The sequence below is a fragment of the Streptomyces venezuelae genome, from assembly GCF_008642295.1.
Taxonomy (GTDB): Bacteria; Actinomycetota; Actinomycetes; order Streptomycetales; family Streptomycetaceae; genus Streptomyces; species Streptomyces venezuelae_C.
Genome location: NZ_CP029190.1, coordinates 135770 through 156887, shown reverse-complemented (window position 1 = coordinate 156887; position 21118 = coordinate 135770). Strand labels below are relative to the sequence as shown.

The window sequence follows — 21118 nt, the reverse complement described above, 5'->3', positions numbered from 1 at the left end:
GGGACGACACGGTGCCATCCCCAGGGCAGGTCAGCGAGGACCTCCGGCGCGGAGCGCGTGTCCGAGGCCGCCGCTGAATCCCACGGGGTACGCCCCGCCGGCATGCACCGTCGGGCCGCCAACCCGCTACGGCTGGGCCTGCGCGTCTCCAGGACGCGGCTGCACCGGCGTGAGTCAGCCCGGCGGCACCGCGCGCCCAAAACGGCCCAGGGACCCCCGCTCACCCGGGTCTGCCCTCGGCAGGACCGGGCCGGCCGCGTTCAGGTGATCTCCAAGACTGTTCCGAGGATCTCGCGGCTGGGTGCGGGGATGCGGATCGCGCGTGCCGCCCGCCACCCGGAGAGAGCCGGCAGTCCCGGGACCGTGGCGATCACGCGGAGCGGCAGCGCCGGACCCGGCGCGCCGGCTCGCAGCCTGGCGACGCTGCTGCGCTCGATACGAATCTGAGAGCGCTGTTCCCGGGTAACCGACGGCCGGCGCGCTGCCTCGATACGGACGCAGGCGCTGTCGAATTCGTCGGAGTTCGCGCCGCCGCGAACAACGGGAAGAAGTCGGTTTCCTGCCTCCGCAGCATCGGCGATGGCGAAGTTGATTCCGTTTCCCCCCACGGGAGAGATGACGTGTGCGGCGTCTCCCAGAAGGAGAAGCCCGGGCCGCCACCAGCGATCCAGCTCGGTAATGCGCACCGACAACAGGGTGAGCTGGTTGACGTCGGTCAGCTCGGTGATCCGATCGGAGAGCCAAGGCATCGTCTCGCGCACCGCGTCGTGAAGGGGAGTGACGCCCTTCTCCCGGAAACCTTCCATGGAGCCGGCGGGAATCGTATAGCCCAACTGCCAGGTCGTGACCTGGTTCAGCAGTGCCATGAACGTGCCTCGGCCGGAGAAGAGGTCGAGGCCGGAGAGTGCCGGGTCCGTTTCGGGCCGTCTGGGCAGCGTGAACCAGAGGATGTCGAGGTGCGCGCCGAGTTCGCGTGACTGTATGCCGGACAACTGGCGCAGCTTGGAGTTGCGGCCGTCGGTTGCCACGACGAGTCCGGCGTGCACCGGGTGGCGCACTCCGCTCCGCGTGTACTCCACGCCCACCACCCGTCCATCGGCACGCTTGAGCAGGCGGCTTGCCCGGGAGTTCATCTCGATGCGGAATCCTGAGTACTGCTCGGCGGCTGCGACCAAGTGGGCGAGGAACAGCGCCTGTGGGATCAGGGCGTAGTAGGGGTGCCTCTTGCTCGCGAGCCGGTAGTCACTCACACCCCAGGTCCTGCCCCCGCTGGTCCAGCGCACCTGGTGAGCCCGGGCGTGTGGAATCTCGTCGAGCATTCGTTCGGCCAAACCGAGCGAGTCCAGGTAGTCCAGGACTCTCGGAGCCAGAGTGTCCCCGCGGAAGCGGCGATCGAAGTCGCCTCGCGACTCCAGAAGCAGCACGCTCGCCCCACCGCGTGCAAGCAGGTACGCAAGGACCGTACCGGCGGGCCCTGCGCCGACGATCACGCAGTCCACCGTGACGGGTTGAGTTCTTGTGCTGTCGGCCATAGACGATCAGACCTCACGTTTTCCTGCCCGAAAGGTGACGGCTATTGCGTGCCGCCGAACGTCTGGGCCTTGAGGTCCAGGTTCTTGGCCTGCGCGTTGCCCCAGGCGTAGACCACGTTGCTGGTGCCGTCCTTGAGTTTCAGGCCGGCCGGTCCGATGACGACGGTATCCGTGCCGACGAGCACCACGTCGGCGTTGACTGTGCCCGCGTCGACTTCGGCGGTCTGCTCCTTGGGGTTGGTCAGGTCGGTGAAGACCGGCTGCCCGGCGGCCCGGACGTCGACGGCGGGTGCCGCCGCGACATGGCGGACGGTCAGGCGCGCCTTGCCGGTGTCGACCTTGGACACGTCGTTGACGAACGCCGTCAGCCGGGGCTTGCCGTCGGGGGAGAGGTGAGCGGCCAAGGTGGCGTTGGCGCCTTTGGGCACCTCGACCTTCTTCTCCAGGGCCGGAGCGCCGTCGGGTCCCCTGCCCGCTGCGAAGATCTCGATGTCGTAGCTCCCGGCGTCGAGGGATTTGGGGTCGGTCACCGTGCCGGGCTTGAAGTCGCTGAGCAGTTCCTGACCATTGGCGTACACGTCCACGGTCAGCCCGGGGATGCCGTGGAAGACGGACACCCTGGCCTCTTCCTGCTGGGCGGGTATGGCCGGGGTTGCCGTCCCGAAGGCCAGTACACAGGCGCCTGCCGAGGCAGCCATGGTGAGGTGAATCCGTGAGGTCATGGGAATCATCCCTCCGTGCGGAGTCCGGGTGAGTTCCTGGGTCTCGGTCTTCTTTCCGGTGTGAGGGCAACGGCGGATGCGGCGGTGCTGCGCGGGGGAGACGCGCCCGTGCCGTTGCCGCGAGGCTGTCCGACCACCAGGCGCAGCCGGCACAGGCCGCGGCGGACGTGGCTCTTCACGGTCCCCAGGGGCATGCCGGTCCGTTCCGCGATCTGTGCCTGTGTGAGGTCGTCGTAGAAGGCCATGTGGAGAACCTCCCGTTGCTGGCACGGCAGTCGTGACAAGGCCTCGACGAGAAGTATCCGGTCCAGGACGCGGTCCGGTGCTGCATCATCGTTCCCGGCATGGTCGGCGTAGCGGGCGGCCGATTCGATGAGTGCCAGACGCCTCGTCCTGGCATCCAGCGCGTCTACGATCCTGCGCCGCGTGATGCCGACCAGCCAGGCTCCGAGAGAACCCCGGTCGGGGCGGAATCCGGCCCTACCGCGCCAGGCGCCCAGGAAGACCTGCTGGGTCACGTCATCCGCTTCGTGGGCGTCACCCAGTGACCGAGCCGCCATGCTGTGAACGAGCGAACCCCAGCGCCGGTAGATGGCGGCGAACGCCGCCTCATCAGCAGCGACGAGGCCGCGGGCCAGTTCCTCCTCGTACCGGACTACCTCCGACGGGGCGAGGGTGGACAGCGCGCTGGTGATCATTGCCTGAGTCCTCCTGACGGCGTCGTGCGGCAACGGAAGGCCGTCCGCCGAAACCCCGCCGGTCGTGCTGCGCGCGGCGACCACGGGCTCGTGTTCAGTGTTGGACGCACTAACGACGCAGACAACATGCGTCGTTTGTGCGTCGTACAGTGGGCTCATGGGGATGAGGGAACGAGACGGCGCCGAGGGCGGGGGCGGCGGCGGGGGTGTGCCGTTGAGTGGTGGGCTGACCACCGGCGAGGTGGCCAGGCACCTGGGGGTAGCGCCCACCACGGTCCGCACCTGGGACCGCCGCTACGGCCTCGGTCCCGCCGACCACATCGGTGGCCGTCACCGTCGGTGGGCCGCCGAGGACGTGGCACGGCTGGAGCGGATGTGTGTCCTGACCGCAACCGGCCTGTCACCCTCCGAGGCGGCACGGGTGGCGCTCCACGACGCGCCGCCGGAGGCGGCTCCGGTCCCGCAGGCCGGCCAGGTGCCTCGCAGGCCACTGCCCGCCCGCGGTAGGGCGGGCAGTGGCCTGCGCCTCGGTGACGTGCGCCATGAGTGCAAGGGGCTCTCCCGCGCCGCTCTGCGCCTGGACGCCGCCGCAGTGGACGAACTGCTCGATGCCGCGATCGCCGAGCACGGACTGGTCACCGCCTGGACCGAAGTGATGATGCCGACGCTCCAGGCGGTCGGCCGCAAGTGGCAGACCTCGGGAGAGAGGTACGTCGAAGTCGAGCACTTCCTCTCCTGGCACGTCTCCGGTGCCCTGCGGCGCAGTACGCCGCCTGCGGTGGCCGACCGTCCCGGCGCCGGCACCGTCCTCGCCTGCCTTCCTGGCGAGAGTCACACACTGCCGCTGGAAGCCTTGGCCTCGGCCCTGACAGAGCGAGGCATGCCAGTACGCATGCTCGGCGGTGCCCTTCCGGTCGAGTCGCTCATCGCGGCCGTACGCAGAACGGGCCCGGCCGCGGTGGGGCTGTGGGCGCAATCACGCACCACCGCGAGCCCGCCGCTGGCCCGGCATGTAGCCGCGATGGAGCGGGGTGTGCGCGGTGCCCGCCGCAAACCGGTCGTCCTGACCCTCGGACCCGGCTGGGCCGGCCAGGCGATGGCCGGCATGCCGCGCCCGCTGGGGCTGGCCGAGGCCGTAGCGGCCCTGGAGTCGGCCGTCATGAAGTGATCGACGCGGTGCGGGCCATGAGCCCATGGCGCCCGGCACGTGCCGGGCGACGGGCATTCCCAGCCGGTGCGTCGCCGGTACGGGCCCGGTCGGCATTCGTCTGCGCGTTCACCAGCCGTTGATGCACCCGGCCAGGTGATCAACGCCCGCTCGGGAAGCCCTGCTCGATGGCCGTCAGCGCCTCCCGCACGGCCCGGAGCAGTTCCTCGTCCGCCGGGATTCCGCCGTAGCGGCGGGGCGAGGACGCGACCTCGTGCAGGACGGGCACGGCCGCCACCGCCGGACCGCCGATCGCGCCCAGAATCCGTACGGTCCGCAGGACCAGCGGGGGCGCCGAGTGCCCGGCCAACGGCGCCAGCTCCGGTAGCAGGGCCTCCACGGCCGGCCCCGCATCGCCGGTGATCCGCCACCAGGCATCGGCGGCGCCGACCCGGCTCCACTGCCCGGGGCAGGTCAGCAGCGGCCGTACCGCATCGGCGTACGCGGCGGCCTGCGGGCCCAGGTCGGCCAGGTAGCGCAGCACCGGTTGCCCGAGGCCCGCCCGGGCCGCCGCGCCACACACCTGCAGGGCCGGTTCCGGGTCACCCGTGATGCGCCAGTACGCCCAGGCGGCAGTCTGCGCACCCCCGTGCCAGGGGTGCCGGCCCGGCCCGGGATCGGCAGTGGCGAGTGCGGCGAGCCGGCCGGCCGCCCGCCCGGTCGCGGCAGCCGAGCCGGTCGCGGCAGCCGGGCCGATCGCGCCCAGGGCTTCGGCCGCCGCACGGGCGAACGGCGTGTCCAGCAACCCGACCAGCTCGGGCACCGCCGGCGAAGCCGCCGGGCCCCACTCGGCGAGGGTACGCAGGATCCGTGGCACCGCCTGGGGCTGCCCGCCGTCGTCGGCGAGCCGCCGGCGGAAGACCGGCAACAGCAGAGGCGCCCAGGACACGGGCACCGGGGCGACGTCGAGCCAGTGACTGCCGAGGCGGGCGGCGTACCAGCCCGCCGCCCTGTCGTCGGCCACGCCGACCAAGGCACGCAACGCCGTATCGGCATCCCGCCCGCCGGCGGCGCCCCCGGTCCGCTCGACGTGACGGACCAGCCGGTCCGCGTACGGGGCTGCCGCCGCACCGCCCCCGGCCAGGACCCCGACCGACGCGGACGCCACCTCGGGCTCGTCGTCGAGTCCGGCTGCCACGGTCTCCCAGAGTTCCGGAGCGGGGCCGCGCCAGTACCGCAGCCGCGCGCCGGCAGCGAGTACGGCCGCGCGCCGGAGGCCCGCGTCCCGGTGGCCGGCCACAGCTTCGACCAGCGCCGCGGACGCGTACGGGTGCGGGGCCGACAGCTTCGCGAAGCGTTCGGCCGGCTCGAAGCCGAGGGGCCACCACGGTACGTCCGGGAGCCGCTGCTTCCCGGCAGCCGCCAGCCCCCGGGCCACCGCACGGCCCACGGCACCGTCCACCGTGTCCGTGCCGTCCGCCGTGTCCGTGCCGCCCGCGCCGGCCGTGCCGCCCGATGCCAGCACGCCCCGTGCGGCGGCCAGCGCGACCAGCGGATGCCCGTGGTCCAGCCAGGGCAGCAACCACTCCCGGTCCTCCGACAGCTCTCCCATCGCCAGCAGTTGGGACATCAGCGCCGTCGGATCGTCCTCCACGGCGGCACGCCCCCGCAGCGCGTCCAGCGCGGCCGGGTCCGCGCAGCGGATCGCGCGCAGGACCCAGGCCGCGCCGGTCCGCACGCCCGCCGCCCGGTGCCCGGCCAGGGGCAGCACATGCGGCCAGGCGTTCGTGAACAGCTCGTACGCCCTGCGGTGTACGCCGACGGAGCTGCGGCAGGCGCTGTGGCCGCGCCGGGCCAGGAAGTCGAGCACCTGCACCAGCCGGCGCTCGTCGAGCCGGGGGAGCAGGTCCAACAGGTGCGTGACCGTGTGGGCGAAGAGCGGAGCGTCCGTCCTCCAGCCGAGCTTGTCCTCCAACCGCAGCCATGCCTTCTGGCGTTGCCCGGGGGTCACCAGTCCGCGCAGCAGCCCCGGTATCTCCTCCCAGCCCGCCGGCACCTCTTCCAGAACATGCCAGGCCACCGGCCCGTCCCCCCGCTCGTCCATGCCGCGGATCCTAGCCCGACCGCCGCCCCTTCCGGATCTTGCTCACCACCTGTGCGGATTCCCGTACAACCCCGCGCCGGGTCGGGAGGTCTTGTCGACGTTGAGTTCGACTGGCCGGCCTGACGCCGGCAGGAAGTGTGGGGTGAGCGTGGAGATCGCGCGCGTCGTCGTCATCGGGATCGTGATCGCACTGGCGACCGCCTACTACCGCCGCCTCGCCGGCGATTCCTCCTCCGGGAGCTCGTCCCGTACCTCCGAAAAACTGGGTTTCCTGCCCCAGGGACGGCAGAACACCGGGCGAGCGTCCTCCGATCCCGAGCTGGAGCGGGCCGAGGCGGCAGCGGCCCGCGGCCGGTGGGAGCCGGCCGCACACCTGCTGGCCGCGAGCCGGCAGCGCGCCGACTGGGCACGCCGCTCGTACTACGCAGGTGCCTTCGGCACCCACCAGGCCGCGCGCCCCGGCAGCTGGCTGCACGCCTGGGAGGAGGCCGTCGGTCCGGACGACCCGGACCTCGCGCTGGTGCGCTCGAAGGCGACGGTCTCCCTGGCCTGGCACCTGCGCGGCGGCGGTTGGGCGAAGGACACCAGCCGGGAGCAGTTCGAGGGATTCCACGCCACGCTGGTCCGGGTGCCGCGGGAGAACGCACGCGCCGCGGAGCTGAACCCGGACGACCCCACTCCCTACATCAACGAGATCTGGGCGGGATTGGGCCTCGGCTACTCCCACGAGGACATGCACGGGATCTGGAAGGAGGTCACGGCCCGCGATCCGTACCACTACGGCGCGCACTACGCGGCGCTCCAGTACTGGTGCGCGAAGTGGCGCGGCTCGGAGGAACGGGCGATGTCCTTCGCCCGCGAAGCCGCCGCCGCGGCACCGCTCGGCAGCCTGCTCACCGCCCTGCCGCTGATCGCCTGGTACGAGCACCACGACTCGGACGCGAAAGCGGCCGACTTCCGGGCGCCGCACCTCATCGCCGCGGTCGATGCCGCCCTCGCGGACGTGGCCGCCGCCCCCTCGGAGCACCCGGCCACGGCGGACGTACGGCACCTGCTCGCCTACTTCCTGACCCGGCAGAACCGGCACGCTGCGGCACTGGCCCAGTTCCGGCTGGTCGACGGCTATGTGGACGCCCTCCCGTGGCGGTACTGGAGCGACCCGGCCGCCGCGTACTGCCGCTGGCGAGAGCGCGCGGCCCGGGGCGCCCGCCGGCGCTGACCGTTCACCACGGACCGGACGGGAGGGGAGGGGGAGGGAGGGGGAGGGGAAGAGACGGGGAAGAGACGGGACGGGGAAGCCCAGGATGGCTGCCGAGCTGCGGTTGCGGAACGCCGTCGGCATGCTGGAAAGGGGCGCTGCGGCCGAGCCCTGCGCGAAGGAGTTGATCGGCATGACCTCCCCGACCGTTCCCGCCCCCGCCGCAGGGCGGCCCGTCGTCGTGTGGGCCCGCCTGGACGCCCCGTTGTCGCGCTGGCTCTGGCTGGTCAAATGGATTCTGGTGATCCCGCACTACATCGTGCTGCTGTTCCTGTGGATCGCCGTTTTCGTCGTATGGCTGATCGCGTTGTTCGCGATCCTCTTCACCGAGCGCTATCCCCGGCCCCTGTTCGACTTCACCCTGGGTGTGCTGCGCTGGACGTGGCGGGTGGGGTTCTACGCGTACAGCGCTCTGGGTACGGACCGCTACCCTCCGTTCAGTCTCGGCCCGGAGCCCGACTATCCCGCCCGCCTGGACATCGCGTATCCGGAGCGGCTGTCCCGCTGGCTGGTGCTTGTGAAGTGGTGGCTGCTCGCCATCCCCCACTACCTCGTCATCGCGTTCTTCATCGGCGGGCACCGCTATTCGGGCGGCGGCCTCGTCATGCTGCTCGTGATCATCGCCGCGGTGGTGCTGCTGTTCACGGAGAAGTACCCGCAGGGCATCTTCGACCTCGTCATCGGGCTGGACCGCTGGGTGCTGCGGGTGGCCGCGTACACGGCCCTGATGACCGACGCGTACCCGCCGTTCCGCCTCGACCAAGGCGGCGAGGAACCCCTCGAACCCCTCACCCCGGCCCCCGACTCACTGTGGAACCCCGACTGAGGCCTTTCCCCAGCGCCGCGGGCCGGTTCGGCGCATCCGGCCGGCTGATCAGCCGGTGTGTGCGCCGGGCGATGCTGCGGAGGGAATGCCGTGGGCGGTGACCAGCCGGGCGCTGCCGTCGGCAAGCTGGTAGGAGAGGCCTACGACGCCGGTGTGGCCGGAGGCGACCTGGTCGGCCAGGACGCGGGAGCGGTCCAGGAGCAGATCGACGGTGTGCCGTATGTGCGCGTCGATGAGGTCGCTGTCTGCGGTGAGGCCGGCGGCGCGGGCCGCGAGCACGCTCGGGGTGACGCGCTCGACGACGTCACGGACGTATCCGGCGGCCGGCAGCCCGTCCTCGACGGCGGCGCGGGCCGCCGCCACGGCGCCGCAGGAGTCGTGGCCGAGGACCACGACGAGCCGGCAGTCCAGCACGCTGGTGCCGTACTCGATGCTGCCCAGGACCTCCGAACCCAGGACGTGCCCGGCGGTACGGACCACGAACAGGTCCCCCAGCCCCTGATCGAAGATGATCTCGGCGGCCAGCCGCGAGTCGGAGCATCCCAGCAGCACGGCGAAGGGCTTCTGGGCCGGAGCGAGCTCGGCCCGCCGCGCCGCGTCCTGATTGGGGTGCTGCGGGGCCCCGGCCACGAATCGCCGGTTCCCGGCGAGGAGGTCGTCGAGGGCCTGAGCAGGAGAGACAACAGTGGGAGCCATGTCGGCAGCGTATGAGACGGCCCGCCGGGCCGCACGATCAGGGTGCCGAAGTCGCGCTGCGCAGGACGCGGGAATCGCGGAATCAGCTCACCGGATGGGGTGGCCGGATGCGGTGGCCGGGTGATGCCGGGCCGGGGGCGGCTCGGTCGACGTGCGGCCGGCGGTCACTGCCCCGACGATGGGCTGCGGACCCATCCGCTATCCGCTTGCCGTTGTCAGGAGCCCGCCCATGCTGGAGCGCACGCTGAAGAAGGACCGCACCGAGGTCACCTTCATCCTTCCCGCCGACACCCCGCCCGGCCCGGTCAGCGTGGTCGGCGACTTCAACGACTGGCAGCCCGGCGTCCACACCCTCAAGGCCCGCAAGGACGGCAAGCGCGCGGTCACGGTCGTGCTGCCCAGTGAACGAGTCCACGCGTTCCGGTATCTGGCCGCCGGGGACTACTGGTTCAACGACGACAGCGCCGGCGACCTGGACGGCCCCAACAGCCGCCTCCACACCTGATCCGCACGGCGGTGGCTCCTGGACCGTGAGCCGAACCTGGTGCCGCGCCCGGAAACGACGAAGTGCGCCTGAGGCATCAAGGGGCGTCAACCGGGCTTCCGGGGGCAGGAGCGCGTCATGGCATCACATCAGCTCACTCCGCTGTCCCTGACACCGGCGCCCGGCCCCGCTTGGGTGCACCTGGTCGTCATCGCCTTCGCGCTGCTCGTACTCCTCCACAGCCTCGCCCGGCACCGGTAGGAATCCGCTTGTCGGCCGGACAGGGCGGGAGACGCCCGATCCGGGCGTCTCCCGCTTTCATGGGCCCCGCGCTGAGAGTCAGTCCTTGAAGACGTCCTTGATCTTCTCCTTGGCCTGGCGGGCGTCGCCCTTGGCCTTTTCGGCGCGGCCTTCAGCGGTCATGCTTTCGTTGCCCACCGTGCGGCCGGCCGTCTCCTTGATCTTTCCCTTGGCCTGCTCGGCCTTGGCCCGGCTCTTCTCCTTGCCCGACACAGTTCATCACTCCCTGGGGAGATGGAATGCGTACGCCCTGCTCCTGACCAGGATTCCGAACGGCAAACCCGATGATCGGAACCGGCTACCAGTAGTGGCGCCGGCCGCCCACCGCATGCCCGACCGAGCCCAGGACCCACAACACCGCCCCGATCACGAGCAGGATGACCCCGATGGTCCACAGGATGGAGATTCCGGTCAGAAAGCCGATAAGCAGGAGGACGAGTCCGGCGAAAACCATGATTCCTCGCTTCCACGTCGCGAATTCGGCGGAACAGAGTGGGATCCGCCGTGGCGCCTCGCATGCCGTCTGCCCCCGAATACGCCCCGTATCAGCGCTGTGCCCGATGCACCCCGCCATCAGCCGGCCGGTGTTGCCGCGTTGATCAGATCGACCAGCGCAGGCAGGCCGCCTTCGGCCAAGGCGCGCCGCTGGCGGTCCGCCGGCGTGCCCTCCTGCAGGAGCCGGTGGACGAGAGCGCTCACCTGCCGCACGTCCCCGGCGTCCTCCAACGCCGGCGTGATGTGGCCGAGGAGTGAGCACAGGACGTCACCGCTGCTGCGGGGGCGCCCCTGCACGTCCACCAGCGTGCTGTTCAAGCCGTGCCGGGCGGCATGCCAGTTTCCGGCCTGCAGCAGCTCCGGCGCGCACACGGCCGGCGCGGCGCCGGCCTTCTCCTCCGCGATGGCCGTGGCGACCAGCGCACGGACGATGCCGGCGAGCATCACGGCATCATCGGCTCGTAGCTGCACGTCCAGACATCGCACCTCGATGGTGGGATAACGGTCGGACAGCCGCGCCTGCCAGTAGGCCTGCTTCCTGTCGGCGATCACCCCGGAGGCCACCAACGCCTCCAGCCGCTGCTCGTAGTCGGAGCCACTCTCGAAGTACGGCGGCAGGCCGCTGACAGGCCAACGGCCGAACACGATGGTGCGCCAGCTCGCGAAGCCGGTGTCCCGCCCGTCCCACAAGGGCGAGTTGCCGGACATGGCCAGCAACGTCGGCAGCCACACCCGGATCCGGTTCAACACCGCCACCCCGGTCTCCGGGTCGGGAACCGCAACGTGCACGTGCATCCCACAGATCAACTGCTCATCGACGAGTTGCCGCGCCTCCCCTTCCATCCTCAGGTAGCGCGGCGTCCGGGTGACCGGCACGACGCCGGCCCCGCGCAGTGGCGCCGCTCCGGTGGCGGCGATGCGGCAGCCGTGCTCCTCGGCAGCGGACGCGACCGCGTGGCGCAGGCGCAGCAGGTGGCCGCCCACCTCCTCCAGGCCGGAGCACACGGGGGTGGCCACCTCGATCTGCGCCTGCAGCAGCTCGTCCTGGACCTCGTCACGCTCCGCGAGTGGGCTGAGACCTGCGGTACGCCGGACGTCCTCCACGAGGGGCGTGGGCAGGGCCGTTGCCTGATCCAGCAGCAAGTACTCTTCTTCGACGCCGACCGTGATCACGTTCTGCAACTACCCTGATGTACCATGATCACCCCCTGAACGCCCGGCAGCGCCGGCCGCCCGCACGGGCTCCGCACGGCAGGAACAGCTCCGCACGGACGGAACGAGTCGGCACCGCGGCCTCGTCACCCCGGCCAGGTGCCCGTCAGCCGACGGGTGGCCACGGCGCCCGAGCGGTCGACAGCGGCCTTGACCACGGCGAAGATCGCGCCCTCGATGGCGGCGGCGACCAGGATCTGCTGCCAGGACCGGTCTTCGTCCGTGGCGCTGGGAGCGTCGCCCTCGCCCTCGGCGATCTTCCAGACCTGCCGGAACGCGGCGCCCGCGATCATGCCGCTGATGGCCCCCAGGACAAGACCGATGGGCTTGTAAGCGACCTTGGGCGCCTTCATCGGTTCGCCCCGCTACGGTCGGTGAGCAAGCCGGCGGGCTGCCCGAGCCCACCGCCACGGGTGCAGGATTCCTTCGTCATCGGTGCGCCTTCTTCTCGATCTCGGCCGCGGCCTTGTCGTTGTCATGGCGCGCCTACCCGGTACACGACGGGGCACCCCCGCCACCAGCAGATTCTTCGACGCGGGCCGCGGACCCACGGCCACCTTTCAGTCCTGCCGGGCCGGAACCCGGTGGTGGACGGCCGGGGCCTGGGAAGCGAGTGCTGCCAGGGGTTCACCGATCAGCCGGCATACCGTCCACTCGTTCAGCAGCTCGGCGCCGAGCGACGTGTAGAAGTCGATCGCCGGTTCGTTCCAGGCCAGGACCCACCACTCGAAGCGCTCGTAGCCGTTCTGTTGACAGATCGCGGCCAGGGAGGCGAGCAGCGCCTTGCCGTGTCCGTCACCTCGGGCGTGCGACCGTACGTAGAGGTCCTCCAGATGCATGCCGCGGGTACCGGTCCAGGTCGAGAATCGGGGGAACCAGAGGGCGAAGCCCACGGCCTGCCCCGTCTCGTCGTCCTCCGCGATCAGCGCGAACGCAGCCGGGTGTGCTCCGAACAGCGCCTCGCGGAGCTGCTCCTCGGTTGCCCGGGCCTGCTCGGCAGCCCGTTCGTACTCGGCGAGTTCACGGATCATCGCGCGGATCTCCGCGATGTCGTCCACAGTGGCGGCCCGGATCATGCCAGAGATCATCAGCCACCGTCCCGAGCCGTGTCCATCCGATTCCGCGCGGTCCCGCTTTACGCCCCTCGACCCCGGGCCGAAACGTGATCTTGGCCACTGTCGCACCCCCGGACGGCCTTGATCCATTTAGATGTCAGCCGACCGGGCCCGCTCACGCAGAGCGTCCATGACCCGGCACAGACACCAACTCACACCATTTCCCGGGGGATTCATCCATGCCGCGTCTGCGGAGAGGAACCACCACCGTCACTCTGGCGGCGGCGATGCTCATGGTCGGCACACAGTCGGCAGTGGCCTTGGACAACATGTACCCGAACTACGACTGGACGTGTTACGACGGCGAGATGAGCAACGGCACGCTCTGCCAGACGGACAACGCCACGTTCACGGTGTGGTCGCAGGGCAACGTACCGGGCGGCGTCAAGACCACCATCAAGAACACGATCAAGAACCAGTTCGGCCCGACCGACCTCACGGTGTCGTTCCAGTCCTCCGGGACCTACACCGGTGACGCCGAAACCGACCTCATCAACCAGTCCGGCGCCCTGCCCTCCGACACCATCGGGATCACGTGGTGCGACGACGCCGTGACGAGCAAGAAGTGCGACCAGCACTACGTCCGGTACAACTCCAGCGTCGCCGAGGTCGGGCCGATCAACGGTTCCGATGTCTGCCACGAAACCGGCCACTCGGTGGGACTCACGCACGGCCGTGACGCCAACCCCCGCGTCGGCAACACGGACAGCCGTCTGGGCTGCATGTCCATCAACGACGTGTACTCCCTCGGCTCCAACAACCGCCGCAACATCAACAGCGTCTACTAGAACCAGGAGGCACGCATGACTCCCATGACTCCCATGACGTCCAAGAAGCGGAACAGAGCCGTCGGCTTCCTCCTGGCAGCCTCGCTCACCGGCGCGGGCATCCTCGCGCTCTCGGCCCTTCCCTCAGACGGCGACGGCCCGCGCCGTCCGTCCGTCATCGTCGGGCACGCCAAGGAGGCCCTCCCCTCCAGCACGGCCGGCGACTGGGTTTCCTACGCCGACCACGTCGCGGTCGTCAACGTGGTCTCGGAGAACGAGCAGCCGCCTTCCGCCGAGGAGGTCCAGGCCGGCGAGGGCTACATCAGCCGCACCGTCAAGATCGACGTGGCGCAGAAGCTGTGGTCCCGACCCGGCGCGGCCGAACTGCCCGCCAGCGTCACCTCCACCGTGGACGGCTGGTCCTTCAAGGGCACCACCCGCACTCCGATCGCCCGCGAGGGCGCCTCCCGGCTCGAGCCCGGACACACGTACGTCATCGCGCTCGCCCGATTCGCGGACGGCCAGTGGTCCCGCATCGGCTCCGGTGCGGCCCTGCCCTACGACGGGGCGGTCGTCGGGAACGGCGAGGTGATGAGCAAGCCCGTCACCACCCAGAAGGCCCCGCTGTCCGCCATGATCGAGGGCCCGGACCTCCAGACCCGGGCGGTGGCGGTCGTCGCCAAGGGGCAGGCCGCGAGCGCGCTGGCCGGCGTACTGGCGAAGGCCACGCCCGACCCGGTCGCGGTGCAGAACTCCGGACTCGACCCCGTGGCGCGCTACGCGAAGGTGACCGGGCAGACGGCCCCCACCGAGTACTGCGCCGCCGCCGAACCCTTCGACGCGGCGTCCGGCAGTGAGCTGAGCAAGACGGAACTCGCCGACTACCTGGAGGTCTTGCTGCCGTACGAGACCGAGGACCACGCCGCCACCCTGACGACGCTCATCTCCTACTTCAGGTTCGAGGCGCCGCAGACCCCGGCCACGGCCGCCAAGTTCGCCGCAGCCCGAGTCGAGTTCACCGTGAGGCTGCGCCAGCAGTGCGGGTTCGAGGTACGGTCACTGACCCCCAACCCGGCCCCGGACCCGACAACTCCGGTCGGCTGACACGGACGCGGACTCCGGCCGTAACCCTCCGCGGACCGCACGCGCGGGGAGGGTCGGCCACCACCCGGTGGCCGGCCCTCCCACCACAGCAAGGGCAACGGGCAGTCACTGCTGGCAGCGTCCGAAGTTCACCACATAGGTGCCGGCGTTACTCGACGAGGCCCCGGCCCGGTCTGCCGAGCCGGGCTGGGCCGCCACACCCATCTCGCGCAGGGACGGCTTGAGGATGATGGCGCGGTGGCCGGGGCTGTTCATCCACCAGTTGACGGCGGCCTGAGGGGTGCCGGATCCGCCCCAGCCGGTGTACGTGATCTCGTTGGTCTCCCACGACCGGGGGTTCGGACAGTACCCGGCCGCCTGGATGCGGCTCTGCGGTGTCGAGCCGGTCTGGGGGTTGCGGTGCGAATCCTTGCCCGGTCCCCACCACTTCAGCTGTACAGCCGCGACGGCATGCTGCCGGGCGGCGTTCGTCAGGGCCTGGTTGGGGGTGAGGGGAGGCAGCCCACGCTGCGTGCGCTGCGCATTGATCAGGCATGTCACCGACGTCATGGCCTGGGCGGCCGTCGCGGCGGTCGGGGCCTGGTTGGCGGCGGCCTGGTTGCAGGCCGCCGGTGCCGCTGCAGCCGGGGGTATGGCCCGCTGGCCATTGATATTGCCCGCGGCGGTGTAGCGGCACACCAGAATCCACCCCGTACGGCCCGAGACGGGAACGCCCTGCTTCACCCCGCAACCGATTGCGGTGGTGGACGATGCGGGAGACATCCACACCATCTGAGAGTAATGACCCCATGCAAGGTAATTGGTTCCCTGGGGTGCATTGATGTTGACCGCGGCGTTGTTATCGGTGTCGAATTTGGGCTTTTCGGCTATCCAGCTGTAGCTCACCGAGGGGTCCAGCGCCATCATGGGACGCGCCGGCCCGGGGTAGGCGTTGAAAAGGTTCTCGCCCTGGTTTCCGTTCGTGGCACGGCTGCTGTGGTGGAGCGCACCGCCCTGGCTGGACGCAGGGTCATTGGCCCAAGCCTGCGCATCACAGGCGAGCTTGGGGTTCCACGTGACAGGAACCAAGGGAAGGGCGGGGCTGTACTTCTGGATGGCCGCTCGGCGCGCTTCGTTGTGAACGCGGACGATTTCGGCGGCGTCGGCGGCGCTGATCTGTGAGCCCGTTCCGGGCGGCGGGCTGGGCGTCGGGCACAGGGGAGATTTGTCCACGGAAGCAGGTGCCGATGCGGCGGGCACGTATGTGGAGGCAGCCGACATCGGGCCCATCATGACAAGGCCGCACATCATCGCAGCCGCCGTTGTGAAAGGGTTCGGTTTCATGGAACACCCCGATACAGATTTCAATGTAAGCGGGAATTCCGGGTTGCGAATGCACGTCCCGGCTCGACCGGACTTCGCTGAAATCGGCGTGGAGTCTCCGCTCGCCGAACGCGATCATCGGGCTCCGGGCGATGCGATCAGCGTCCCCCATGCGGCGCAGCGCCGCCCGCCCGGCAGCCACCTGGGTACGCCAGGCAGGTGAATACGCTGTCTCCGGTTGCGATCGGCGGATCTCTCATAGCCGCAGGCAGAACGCGAGACGACCTACGAAACGGGCTCCCTGCGCCGGCATTGCCCGGGTCAGGTGGTGGAGGTCGCCGTCAGGTCTCCCGACCTTCGGCCTCTCAGCCCTACCGTTGACGTCGGCCACGGCGGACTACTTGCTTCCGCCCCAGTCGGCTACTTCGGTCGAGCTCCCTCGCTCGCTTCGTAGGTCTACCTTCAGCCTAGCCCGGAATCAGCAGATGAAACCTACTTCGTCCATATTTTTCGCCGGACCTCGCATGCGCGCCGATATCGGGCACCGATGGGCAGTGCGCATGTCGCCGGTTTCTCGGGGGGCAGCGCGATCGCGCAGGAGTTGGCCCTCCGCCACCCGCAAGCGGTCCGCAGCCTCGTCCTCACGAGTACCTGGGCGCGGGCAGACGCCTATTTCACGGCCATGGCCCGCTTCTGGCACTGGCTGGTGACGGAAGCGCCCGACGAGCGGGCCGCGCTCGAGGCATTCTTCCTGTGGATCTACACGCCTCGCGCCCATGCCGACGGCACCGTGCAGCGGATCATCGAGGAAACGCTCGCCTTCCCGCACCCGCAGTCGCCTGAGGCCTTCCAGCGTCAACTGGAGCCGTTCCTGCTGCACGACACGCTTGACCGGCTGCCCGCCATCGCCGCACCGACCCTCGTGCTGGCCGGTGAACGGGACATCGCCACGCCGCCGCGGTTCGGACAGGCCGTGGCGGAGGCCATCCCGGGCGCCCGCTTCGAGGTCCTGGCGGGGGAGGCCCACCAGCCCTTCCAGGAGTCCCCGGACCTGTTCAATGCCCGCGTCGACGCCTTCTGGCGCGAGGTCGACGGCGAGATCCCGGAGCGTGCGGGGGAGGCCTCCCGTCCCCGGACAGGGGCCATAATCCCGCCATGAACATGATTGCCATGCGGGCGCTGTTGGCCGTCCTGCTCGTCGGGGCCGGCCTGAGCGGATGTTCCCTCCTGCCCGGGTTCGAGACCTGCGAGGGAACCGGGCCGGCCCGGGCCGAGCTCGACGAACTGCCCGCGCTGGCACTGCGTCCCGAGGGGGCCGTCCCCGTCGAGGGCCCGTGGGCCGGCTCCTCCTGCGTCGACGACACCGCAGGCGCCTGGCTCACCGCGGACCGGCTGTACGCCTACCGCGGGACCAGGGAGGACGTACTGGAGTACTACGGCCGGGCAGCGCCGGCGGCGGGATGGCGTCCGGTGCGCGACCTGGACACGGGGCCCGACGGCCGGGCCGCGGTCTTCTGCTTCGAATCCGCCGACCGGCCGAGCATCACTCTCGCCTTCGACTCACCCGAAGCGCTCCAGGAGATCTACGCGGTGAAGCCGGACCCGGGGGCTCTGCCCGGGCCGGACGACGCCCGGACCTGGTTCTGGTGGTCCGCCGAGGCGGAACCGGACGGTTCGCGCATGAGCTGTTGATAAAGGCTGATCACCAGCGCCGGTGCTGCCCGATCACCTCGGCTGCCGACCGGGCGAAGCCCGCCACGTTGCGCGGACAACGCCAGCGGGACCCCTCGGGCCCTGCGCCCGTTCCGGTTCCGGTTCCGTCGAGGTCCTCCCAGGTGTAGTCGGATCCCCCGGCCAGCTCGGATCCCCCGGCCAGCAGTGACAGCAGTACCTCGAAGGTCTCCAAGTGCGTGTCCAGGTCGTCGTCACACGGGTGGCCCGCATGAGGGCACGCAGCCTGCCCGAGGTCGGGGTCAGAGGCGGCGGCCGACAGCGCTGTCGCCGCCGCGGGCCCGGCCCCCACCGTCCGCCGGCGGCCGTCACTGCTCCTTGCGGATCTCGTCCAGCTTCTCCGCGAAGGCCTCGGTCTCCGAGATGAGCCGGGCACGTGCGGCAGCCTGTTCCTTGTCGCCCTGCCCCTTGAACGCCCTGTCGAAGTGGGGCTGCAACTGGGTCCACCAGCCGTAGTCCAGTGCGGCCCACGCCTGCGGGCACAGCGGGGCGCGGCTCCTCGGCAGGTAGCCGGCGCCGACCAGAGGACCGTCGAACTTCTTCGGATCGCTGCCGTCGAGGTAGCAGAGGAAGTGGAAGACCCGTTGCTGGGTGACGGGGTGGTCGCTCGAGAATCCCTCCAGCGTCAGCTTGCCCTCCTTGCGGGCGATGGCGTCGAAGAGCAGCGCCGCGGCCAGCGACGGGTTCGGTCCCACCTCGTTGACCGTGTAGAACGACGCGAACCCGTCCGCCGCGTCCTCCTCGAGACCGAGGTTCGGCAGCATGAGCTGGCGCTGGAGCGCGTGGCCCATCTCGTGGCCGAAGATGAACTGGGTTGACAGCGCGGTCAGGTCGTCGGCGTTGTACTTGTCCGCGGGGAACAGGGCGGGCCGTTTGACGTCCTTGACCACGTCGGCGAGGGCGCCCCGGAGTTCGGTGAGGAATGCCGGAGGCAGGTAGATGGTCCGGCCGTCGGGCTGGGTGACCGCGTCCGTGACTCCCGGCGGGACCTTGTCCGTGACCTTGACGACCAGGTCGTGGGGGAGGGCGACCGAGGCGTTCACCCAGTCGGCAGTCCGTTCGAGCACGCGGGACTTCCGGATCACGTCGACGGCCTGCCGGTCCTCGGGTTTGACGGTGCTGTCCTCGTACACGACCGTGACCTTGCCGTTCGCGTCGTCGGCCGGGTCGGCGGCGTTGCCCGTACCGCCGCACCCAGCGGTCGCCAGAACGGCGACGAGCGCAGCCCCCGTCGCTGCGCCCCTCGACACGGCGGAGCACCCGCCACCCCTGCCCATCATCCTGATCAGCTCCGTCCGGTCGAGGATGGTGTCCCGTTGTCTGTCCTGTTGTCCCCCTATTAGCCCGTCACCGGCCCGGTCTCTGCCGTGCAGCAGAGCCGGGGTTCCACCGAATGGCGCAGGGGAGCCTCAGTTGCCACCGGTCACGGTGATGGCTAGCGGGGTGCCGCCTGCGTCGGTGATGACGTGGTGCTTCGAGCCGGGCCGGGCACGGTCGACCGGGCTCGGCCCGGTTTTGGGCCGCCCCGACGGGCCTGGTGGTGGGAGCCGTCGATCACCGCCCGGGACCAGTCCAGCTTCCCGGCACGGTGCAGCTCGGTCAGCAGCACCTGGTGCAGCCGGTCCCACACCCCGGCCTCGTGCCAGTCCCGCAGCCGGCGCCAGCACGTCATCCCGGACCCGAAGCCGAGCTCCTGCGGCAGCCACTCCCAGCTGGCCGGGATGGCGCGGACGCCGCTGCCCGACCGGCAGCAACGGCTCGATCCGCCCCCAAAGGTCATCCGGCACCATCCACGGAGGACCGTTCCCCTTCCCCATGACTCGTTCAACGAGCCAGCCAGGAAGGGGATATGGCTACGACCAGGCCTTCAATCAGGTGCTCTGACTCCCGCAGCTGACGGCCTGGAAAATGTGGTGCGGTCGGCTGAGCTGGGGTGATAGCTAAGCGATGTGACAGAGAGTCTTGAGTATTCCGCCCTGCTGCAACTGATCGACGAGCGGTCGGCCGCGTTCCGGAGTGCGGTTGCCGCCGCGCCCAGCCTTGACGCGCCGGTGCCGTCCTGCCCCGAGTGGACATTGTTCGATCTGGTGCAGCACCTGGGTACGGGCCAGCGCTGGTGGGCCGCGATCGTCGCCGCGGGCCCGGCCGAGGCTCCGCCAGCCAAGGATGCCGCGGAGGCACCGCGCGAGCTCGAGGCGCTGCTGGCCTGGTACGCCGAGTCGAACGAGCTGCTGCTGAGTGCGCTGCGGGAGGCCGGCCCGGAGCGCGAGTGCTGGGCCTGGTGGGGCGCCGGCGTGTCGCCGGCGAATGCCTGGGGCGTTGCCCGACGCCGGGTGCACGAGGTGCTGGTGCACACCTACGACGCCCAGCTCGCCGCAGGCGCCGTGCAGCCGATGCCGGCGGACGTCGCGATCGACGGCGTGGCCGAGTTTCTCGACACCTGCAACTCCACCCCGGCGGCCTGGCCGCACGAGGCCGCCACCATCCACTACCACGCCACCGAGGGCCGCTCCTGGCTCCTCGCGCTGGACGGCACCGGCGCCTGGCCCGCACCCCTCACGGACGACGCCGCGCCCGCCTCCGCTTCGGCCACGGGCACGGCCGAGCAGCTGCTCCTCTTCGTCTGGGGCCGCCTCACGCTGAGCGACCTGAAGATCGAGGGCAACCAGCAGGTGTTCGAGCAGCTGATCGCCTGGGACCCCGAGGAGTAGCGAGTCATTACCGCCACCTGACGGCCTCGATGACGTCCGCGTCGGTGAACATCGCGAACAGCTCCGCCTCCGCGCGGGGGACGGCCAGTACGGCGTACAGCTCGGGCTCGAGTGCCTCCCGCAGCACTGCCGACTCAGCCACACAGGGGAAGCTTTCTGTTAGGTGCTCTCAGTTGTTGCCCAGGGTGGGGTCCAGGAGGGGGAGCAGACGGTCCCAGTGGCGCTGGAGCCCGGAGGCGCTGAAGGCGTCGGTGTCGGACATGGTGAAGCCGTGGATGGTGCCGGGGTAGATCTCGGACGTGTAAGCGGTACCTGCGGTATCCATGACCTGGAGGACCTGGTTGAGCTCGCCGAGAGCCTCTGGTGTCATATCGCCTTCGGCGTGGCCGAGGTGGACCGCGGCGGTGATCTTGGCGAAGAGATCAGGTCCGTCGGCGCTCACCGGGGCGTGGAATGCGGCGACGGAGGCCACCCGGTCGGAGTGGGCAGCGGCGGTGCGCATCGCCAGGAGGCCGCCTATGCAATAGCCGGTCACGGCGACAGGACCGGCGCTGACCTCGGGCCGGCTGGTGAGGAACCCGAGGTAGGCGTCGGCATCGATCAGGGCACGTTCGGCCGTGTGCGCCCCGATCAAGGGCATGACCTGGGCGAAGACCCGGGGCCGGGTCTCTGCTCCGATGTGCTCGGGAAGTTCGATCACCGGTGCCGGGCCATGCCGGTAGAAGAGGTTGGGGACGAGTACGTAGTAGCCGTGGCCGGCCAGTTCGCGGGCCATCTCTCGTATCACGGGCCGGATGCCGAGGCCGTCCGGGTACATCAGCACCCCCGGGTGCCGCTCGCCGTGGTCCGGGAAGGCGGCGAATGCATCTGCCAGGCCGTCGGGGGTCGGGATCTGCAGCGTGTGGGTGGGCATG

Annotated in this window: 25 protein-coding genes, 1 pseudogene and 1 riboswitch; of the genes and pseudogenes, 10 read left to right on the top strand and 16 right to left on the bottom strand. The window is 70.4% G+C overall.

Annotated features, from left to right (window positions below):
* Positions 1-260: 260 nt before the first annotated feature.
* From DEJ50_RS00875 to DEJ50_RS00865, 3 genes are read right to left on the bottom strand one after another with little or no spacing between them, the layout of a single operon-like run.
* Positions 261-1532 carry an FAD-dependent monooxygenase gene (locus DEJ50_RS00875; protein WP_150205496.1) on the bottom strand — a complete coding sequence of 424 codons (1272 nt, stop codon included), beginning with the start codon at positions 1530-1532 and terminating at the stop codon, positions 261-263.
* Between the two features lie 41 nt (positions 1533-1573).
* Complete coding sequence (locus DEJ50_RS00870; RefSeq protein ID WP_150205495.1) at positions 1574-2254, bottom strand: DUF4397 domain-containing protein; 681 nt, start codon at positions 2252-2254, stop codon at positions 1574-1576.
* A gap of 5 nt (positions 2255-2259) precedes the next feature.
* Positions 2260-2952 carry a sigma-70 family RNA polymerase sigma factor gene (locus DEJ50_RS00865; RefSeq protein WP_150211796.1) on the bottom strand — a complete coding sequence of 231 codons (693 nt, stop codon included), beginning with the start codon at positions 2950-2952 and terminating at the stop codon, positions 2260-2262.
* A 157-nt stretch (positions 2953-3109) separates the two neighbouring features.
* On the opposite strand from DEJ50_RS00865, the gene DEJ50_RS00860 reads away from it, so the two are divergent.
* Positions 3110-4120, top strand: a complete 1011-nt coding sequence (locus DEJ50_RS00860) for a MerR family transcriptional regulator (RefSeq protein WP_411757570.1) — start codon at positions 3110-3112, stop codon at positions 4118-4120.
* Positions 4121-4259: 139 nt separating this feature from the next.
* On the opposite strand, the gene DEJ50_RS00855 is transcribed toward DEJ50_RS00860, so the two are convergent.
* A complete protein-coding gene (locus DEJ50_RS00855; RefSeq protein ID WP_150205494.1) occupies positions 4260-6203 on the bottom strand; it encodes a hypothetical protein in 1944 nt (647 codons plus the stop codon).
* Between the two features lie 142 nt (positions 6204-6345).
* Here DEJ50_RS00855 and DEJ50_RS00850 point away from each other — a divergent pair, with 142 nt between their 5' ends.
* Positions 6346-7422 (top strand): hypothetical protein, encoded by a 1077-nt coding sequence (locus DEJ50_RS00850; protein ID WP_150205493.1) that lies wholly within the window; start codon positions 6346-6348, stop codon positions 7420-7422.
* Positions 7423-7594: 172 nt separating this feature from the next.
* Complete coding sequence (locus DEJ50_RS00845) at positions 7595-8287, top strand: DUF4389 domain-containing protein (RefSeq protein WP_223838055.1); 693 nt, start codon at positions 7595-7597, stop codon at positions 8285-8287.
* A 48-nt stretch (positions 8288-8335) separates the two neighbouring features.
* Here the strand turns inward: DEJ50_RS00845 and DEJ50_RS00840 are convergent, their stop codons facing one another.
* Positions 8336-8983, bottom strand: coding sequence for a carbonic anhydrase (locus tag DEJ50_RS00840; protein ID WP_150205492.1), 648 nt, complete (start codon positions 8981-8983; stop codon positions 8336-8338).
* 229 nt (positions 8984-9212) lie between these two features.
* Here DEJ50_RS00840 and DEJ50_RS00835 point away from each other — a divergent pair, with 229 nt between their 5' ends.
* Both DEJ50_RS00835 and DEJ50_RS35120 read left to right on the top strand, forming a co-directional pair.
* Complete coding sequence (locus tag DEJ50_RS00835) at positions 9213-9488, top strand: isoamylase early set domain-containing protein (RefSeq protein ID WP_150205491.1); 276 nt, start codon at positions 9213-9215, stop codon at positions 9486-9488.
* Positions 9489-9605: 117 nt separating this feature from the next.
* On the top strand, positions 9606-9728 hold the full coding sequence (locus tag DEJ50_RS35120; RefSeq protein ID WP_263399162.1) for a hypothetical protein: 123 nt from the start codon (positions 9606-9608) through the stop codon (positions 9726-9728).
* A gap of 78 nt (positions 9729-9806) precedes the next feature.
* On the opposite strand, the gene DEJ50_RS00830 is transcribed toward DEJ50_RS35120, so the two are convergent.
* From DEJ50_RS00830 to DEJ50_RS00815, 5 genes are all read right to left on the bottom strand, one after another.
* Positions 9807-9980, bottom strand: a complete 174-nt coding sequence (locus tag DEJ50_RS00830; protein WP_150205490.1) for a CsbD family protein — start codon at positions 9978-9980, stop codon at positions 9807-9809.
* 85 nt (positions 9981-10065) lie between these two features.
* The gene (locus tag DEJ50_RS33745; RefSeq protein ID WP_190344188.1) at positions 10066-10221 is read right to left on the bottom strand and encodes a DUF6131 family protein; all 156 of its coding nucleotides are present in this window, start codon (positions 10219-10221) and stop codon (positions 10066-10068) included.
* 119 nt (positions 10222-10340) lie between these two features.
* Positions 10341-11435 carry a glutamate--cysteine ligase gene (locus DEJ50_RS00825; protein ID WP_150211793.1) on the bottom strand — a complete coding sequence of 365 codons (1095 nt, stop codon included), beginning with the start codon at positions 11433-11435 and terminating at the stop codon, positions 10341-10343.
* Positions 11436-11560: 125 nt separating this feature from the next.
* Complete coding sequence (locus tag DEJ50_RS00820; protein ID WP_150205489.1) at positions 11561-11827, bottom strand: DUF4235 domain-containing protein; 267 nt, start codon at positions 11825-11827, stop codon at positions 11561-11563.
* Positions 11828-12034: 207 nt separating this feature from the next.
* On the bottom strand, positions 12035-12550 hold the full coding sequence (locus tag DEJ50_RS00815) for a GNAT family N-acetyltransferase (protein WP_150211792.1): 516 nt from the start codon (positions 12548-12550) through the stop codon (positions 12035-12037).
* 218 nt (positions 12551-12768) lie between these two features.
* Here DEJ50_RS00815 and DEJ50_RS00810 point away from each other — a divergent pair, with 218 nt between their 5' ends.
* Positions 12769-13377, top strand: a complete 609-nt coding sequence (locus DEJ50_RS00810; protein ID WP_223837500.1) for a hypothetical protein — start codon at positions 12769-12771, stop codon at positions 13375-13377.
* Between the two features lie 33 nt (positions 13378-13410).
* The gene (locus DEJ50_RS00805) at positions 13411-14460 is read left to right on the top strand and encodes a hypothetical protein (protein ID WP_150205488.1); all 1050 of its coding nucleotides are present in this window, start codon (positions 13411-13413) and stop codon (positions 14458-14460) included.
* A gap of 105 nt (positions 14461-14565) precedes the next feature.
* On the opposite strand, the gene DEJ50_RS34335 is transcribed toward DEJ50_RS00805, so the two are convergent.
* Entirely contained in the window at positions 14566-15720 is a 1155-nt protein-coding gene (locus DEJ50_RS34335; RefSeq protein WP_223837499.1) for a CAP domain-containing protein, read from the bottom strand.
* A 323-nt stretch (positions 15721-16043) separates the two neighbouring features.
* Positions 16044-16213, bottom strand: a riboswitch (TPP riboswitch).
* Between the two features lie 54 nt (positions 16214-16267).
* On the opposite strand from DEJ50_RS34335, the gene DEJ50_RS00795 reads away from it, so the two are divergent.
* Together DEJ50_RS00795 and DEJ50_RS00790 are read left to right on the top strand one after the other, a co-directional pair.
* Positions 16268-16921, top strand: coding sequence for an alpha/beta fold hydrolase (locus DEJ50_RS00795; RefSeq protein ID WP_411757665.1), 654 nt, complete (start codon positions 16268-16270; stop codon positions 16919-16921).
* Positions 16918-17454, top strand: coding sequence for a hypothetical protein (locus DEJ50_RS00790; RefSeq protein ID WP_150205485.1), 537 nt, complete (start codon positions 16918-16920; stop codon positions 17452-17454). Before DEJ50_RS00795 ends, DEJ50_RS00790 begins: the two co-directional genes overlap by 4 nt.
* A gap of 10 nt (positions 17455-17464) precedes the next feature.
* Here DEJ50_RS00790 and DEJ50_RS00785 read toward each other — a convergent pair whose 3' ends face one another.
* The 3 genes and pseudogenes from DEJ50_RS00785 to DEJ50_RS00775 all read right to left on the bottom strand — a co-directional run.
* The gene (locus tag DEJ50_RS00785; protein WP_150205484.1) at positions 17465-17668 is read right to left on the bottom strand and encodes a hypothetical protein; all 204 of its coding nucleotides are present in this window, start codon (positions 17666-17668) and stop codon (positions 17465-17467) included.
* 133 nt (positions 17669-17801) lie between these two features.
* Positions 17802-18743 carry a DUF4344 domain-containing metallopeptidase gene (locus DEJ50_RS00780; protein WP_223837498.1) on the bottom strand — a complete coding sequence of 314 codons (942 nt, stop codon included), beginning with the start codon at positions 18741-18743 and terminating at the stop codon, positions 17802-17804.
* Positions 18744-18905: 162 nt separating this feature from the next.
* Positions 18906-19310 (bottom strand): annotated as a pseudogene (locus DEJ50_RS00775) (transposase); the annotation flags it as partial.
* Positions 19311-19442: 132 nt separating this feature from the next.
* Here DEJ50_RS00775 and DEJ50_RS00770 point away from each other — a divergent pair.
* The gene (locus tag DEJ50_RS00770) at positions 19443-20204 is read left to right on the top strand and encodes a maleylpyruvate isomerase family mycothiol-dependent enzyme (protein ID WP_150205482.1); all 762 of its coding nucleotides are present in this window, start codon (positions 19443-19445) and stop codon (positions 20202-20204) included.
* Positions 20205-20211: 7 nt separating this feature from the next.
* Here DEJ50_RS00770 and DEJ50_RS35115 read toward each other — a convergent pair whose 3' ends face one another.
* Together DEJ50_RS35115 and DEJ50_RS00765 are read right to left on the bottom strand one after the other, a co-directional pair.
* Entirely contained in the window at positions 20212-20346 is a 135-nt protein-coding gene (locus DEJ50_RS35115; protein WP_263399161.1) for a hypothetical protein, read from the bottom strand.
* Positions 20347-20373: 27 nt separating this feature from the next.
* Positions 20374-21117 (bottom strand): dienelactone hydrolase family protein, encoded by a 744-nt coding sequence (locus DEJ50_RS00765; protein WP_150205481.1) that lies wholly within the window; start codon positions 21115-21117, stop codon positions 20374-20376.
* Between the last annotated feature and the right edge of the window lies 1 nt (position 21118).

Excerpts from the sequence above, each read along its gene's own strand:
- DEJ50_RS00835 (WP_150205491.1), top strand. The coding sequence starts at position 9,213 with ATGCTGGAGCGCACGCTGAAGAAGGACCGCACCGAGGTCACCTTCATC.
- DEJ50_RS33745 (WP_190344188.1), bottom strand. The coding sequence starts at position 10,221 with ATGGTTTTCGCCGGACTCGTCCTCCTGCTTATCGGCTTTCTGACCGGA.
- DEJ50_RS00815 (WP_150211792.1), bottom strand. The coding sequence starts at position 12,550 with ATGATCCGGGCCGCCACTGTGGACGACATCGCGGAGATCCGCGCGATG.
- DEJ50_RS00840 (WP_150205492.1), bottom strand. The coding sequence starts at position 8,983 with ATGGCTCCCACTGTTGTCTCTCCTGCTCAGGCCCTCGACGACCTCCTC.
- DEJ50_RS00855 (WP_150205494.1), bottom strand. The coding sequence starts at position 6,203 with ATGGACGAGCGGGGGGACGGGCCGGTGGCCTGGCATGTTCTGGAAGAG.
- DEJ50_RS00820 (WP_150205489.1), bottom strand. The coding sequence starts at position 11,827 with ATGAAGGCGCCCAAGGTCGCTTACAAGCCCATCGGTCTTGTCCTGGGG.
- DEJ50_RS00805 (WP_150205488.1), top strand. The coding sequence starts at position 13,411 with ATGACGTCCAAGAAGCGGAACAGAGCCGTCGGCTTCCTCCTGGCAGCC.
- DEJ50_RS00810 (WP_223837500.1), top strand. The coding sequence starts at position 12,769 with ATGCCGCGTCTGCGGAGAGGAACCACCACCGTCACTCTGGCGGCGGCG.
- DEJ50_RS00845 (WP_223838055.1), top strand. The coding sequence starts at position 7,595 with ATGACCTCCCCGACCGTTCCCGCCCCCGCCGCAGGGCGGCCCGTCGTC.
- DEJ50_RS00790 (WP_150205485.1), top strand. The coding sequence starts at position 16,918 with ATGAACATGATTGCCATGCGGGCGCTGTTGGCCGTCCTGCTCGTCGGG.
- DEJ50_RS34335 (WP_223837499.1), bottom strand. The coding sequence starts at position 15,720 with ATGTCGGCTGCCTCCACATACGTGCCCGCCGCATCGGCACCTGCTTCC.
- DEJ50_RS35120 (WP_263399162.1), top strand. The coding sequence starts at position 9,606 with ATGGCATCACATCAGCTCACTCCGCTGTCCCTGACACCGGCGCCCGGC.
- DEJ50_RS00765 (WP_150205481.1), bottom strand. The coding sequence starts at position 21,117 with ATGCCCACCCACACGCTGCAGATCCCGACCCCCGACGGCCTGGCAGAT.
- DEJ50_RS00860 (WP_411757570.1), top strand. The coding sequence starts at position 3,110 with ATGGGGATGAGGGAACGAGACGGCGCCGAGGGCGGGGGCGGCGGCGGG.
- DEJ50_RS00870 (WP_150205495.1), bottom strand. The coding sequence starts at position 2,254 with ATGACCTCACGGATTCACCTCACCATGGCTGCCTCGGCAGGCGCCTGT.
- DEJ50_RS00865 (WP_150211796.1), bottom strand. The coding sequence starts at position 2,952 with ATGATCACCAGCGCGCTGTCCACCCTCGCCCCGTCGGAGGTAGTCCGG.
- DEJ50_RS00875 (WP_150205496.1), bottom strand. The coding sequence starts at position 1,532 with ATGGCCGACAGCACAAGAACTCAACCCGTCACGGTGGACTGCGTGATC.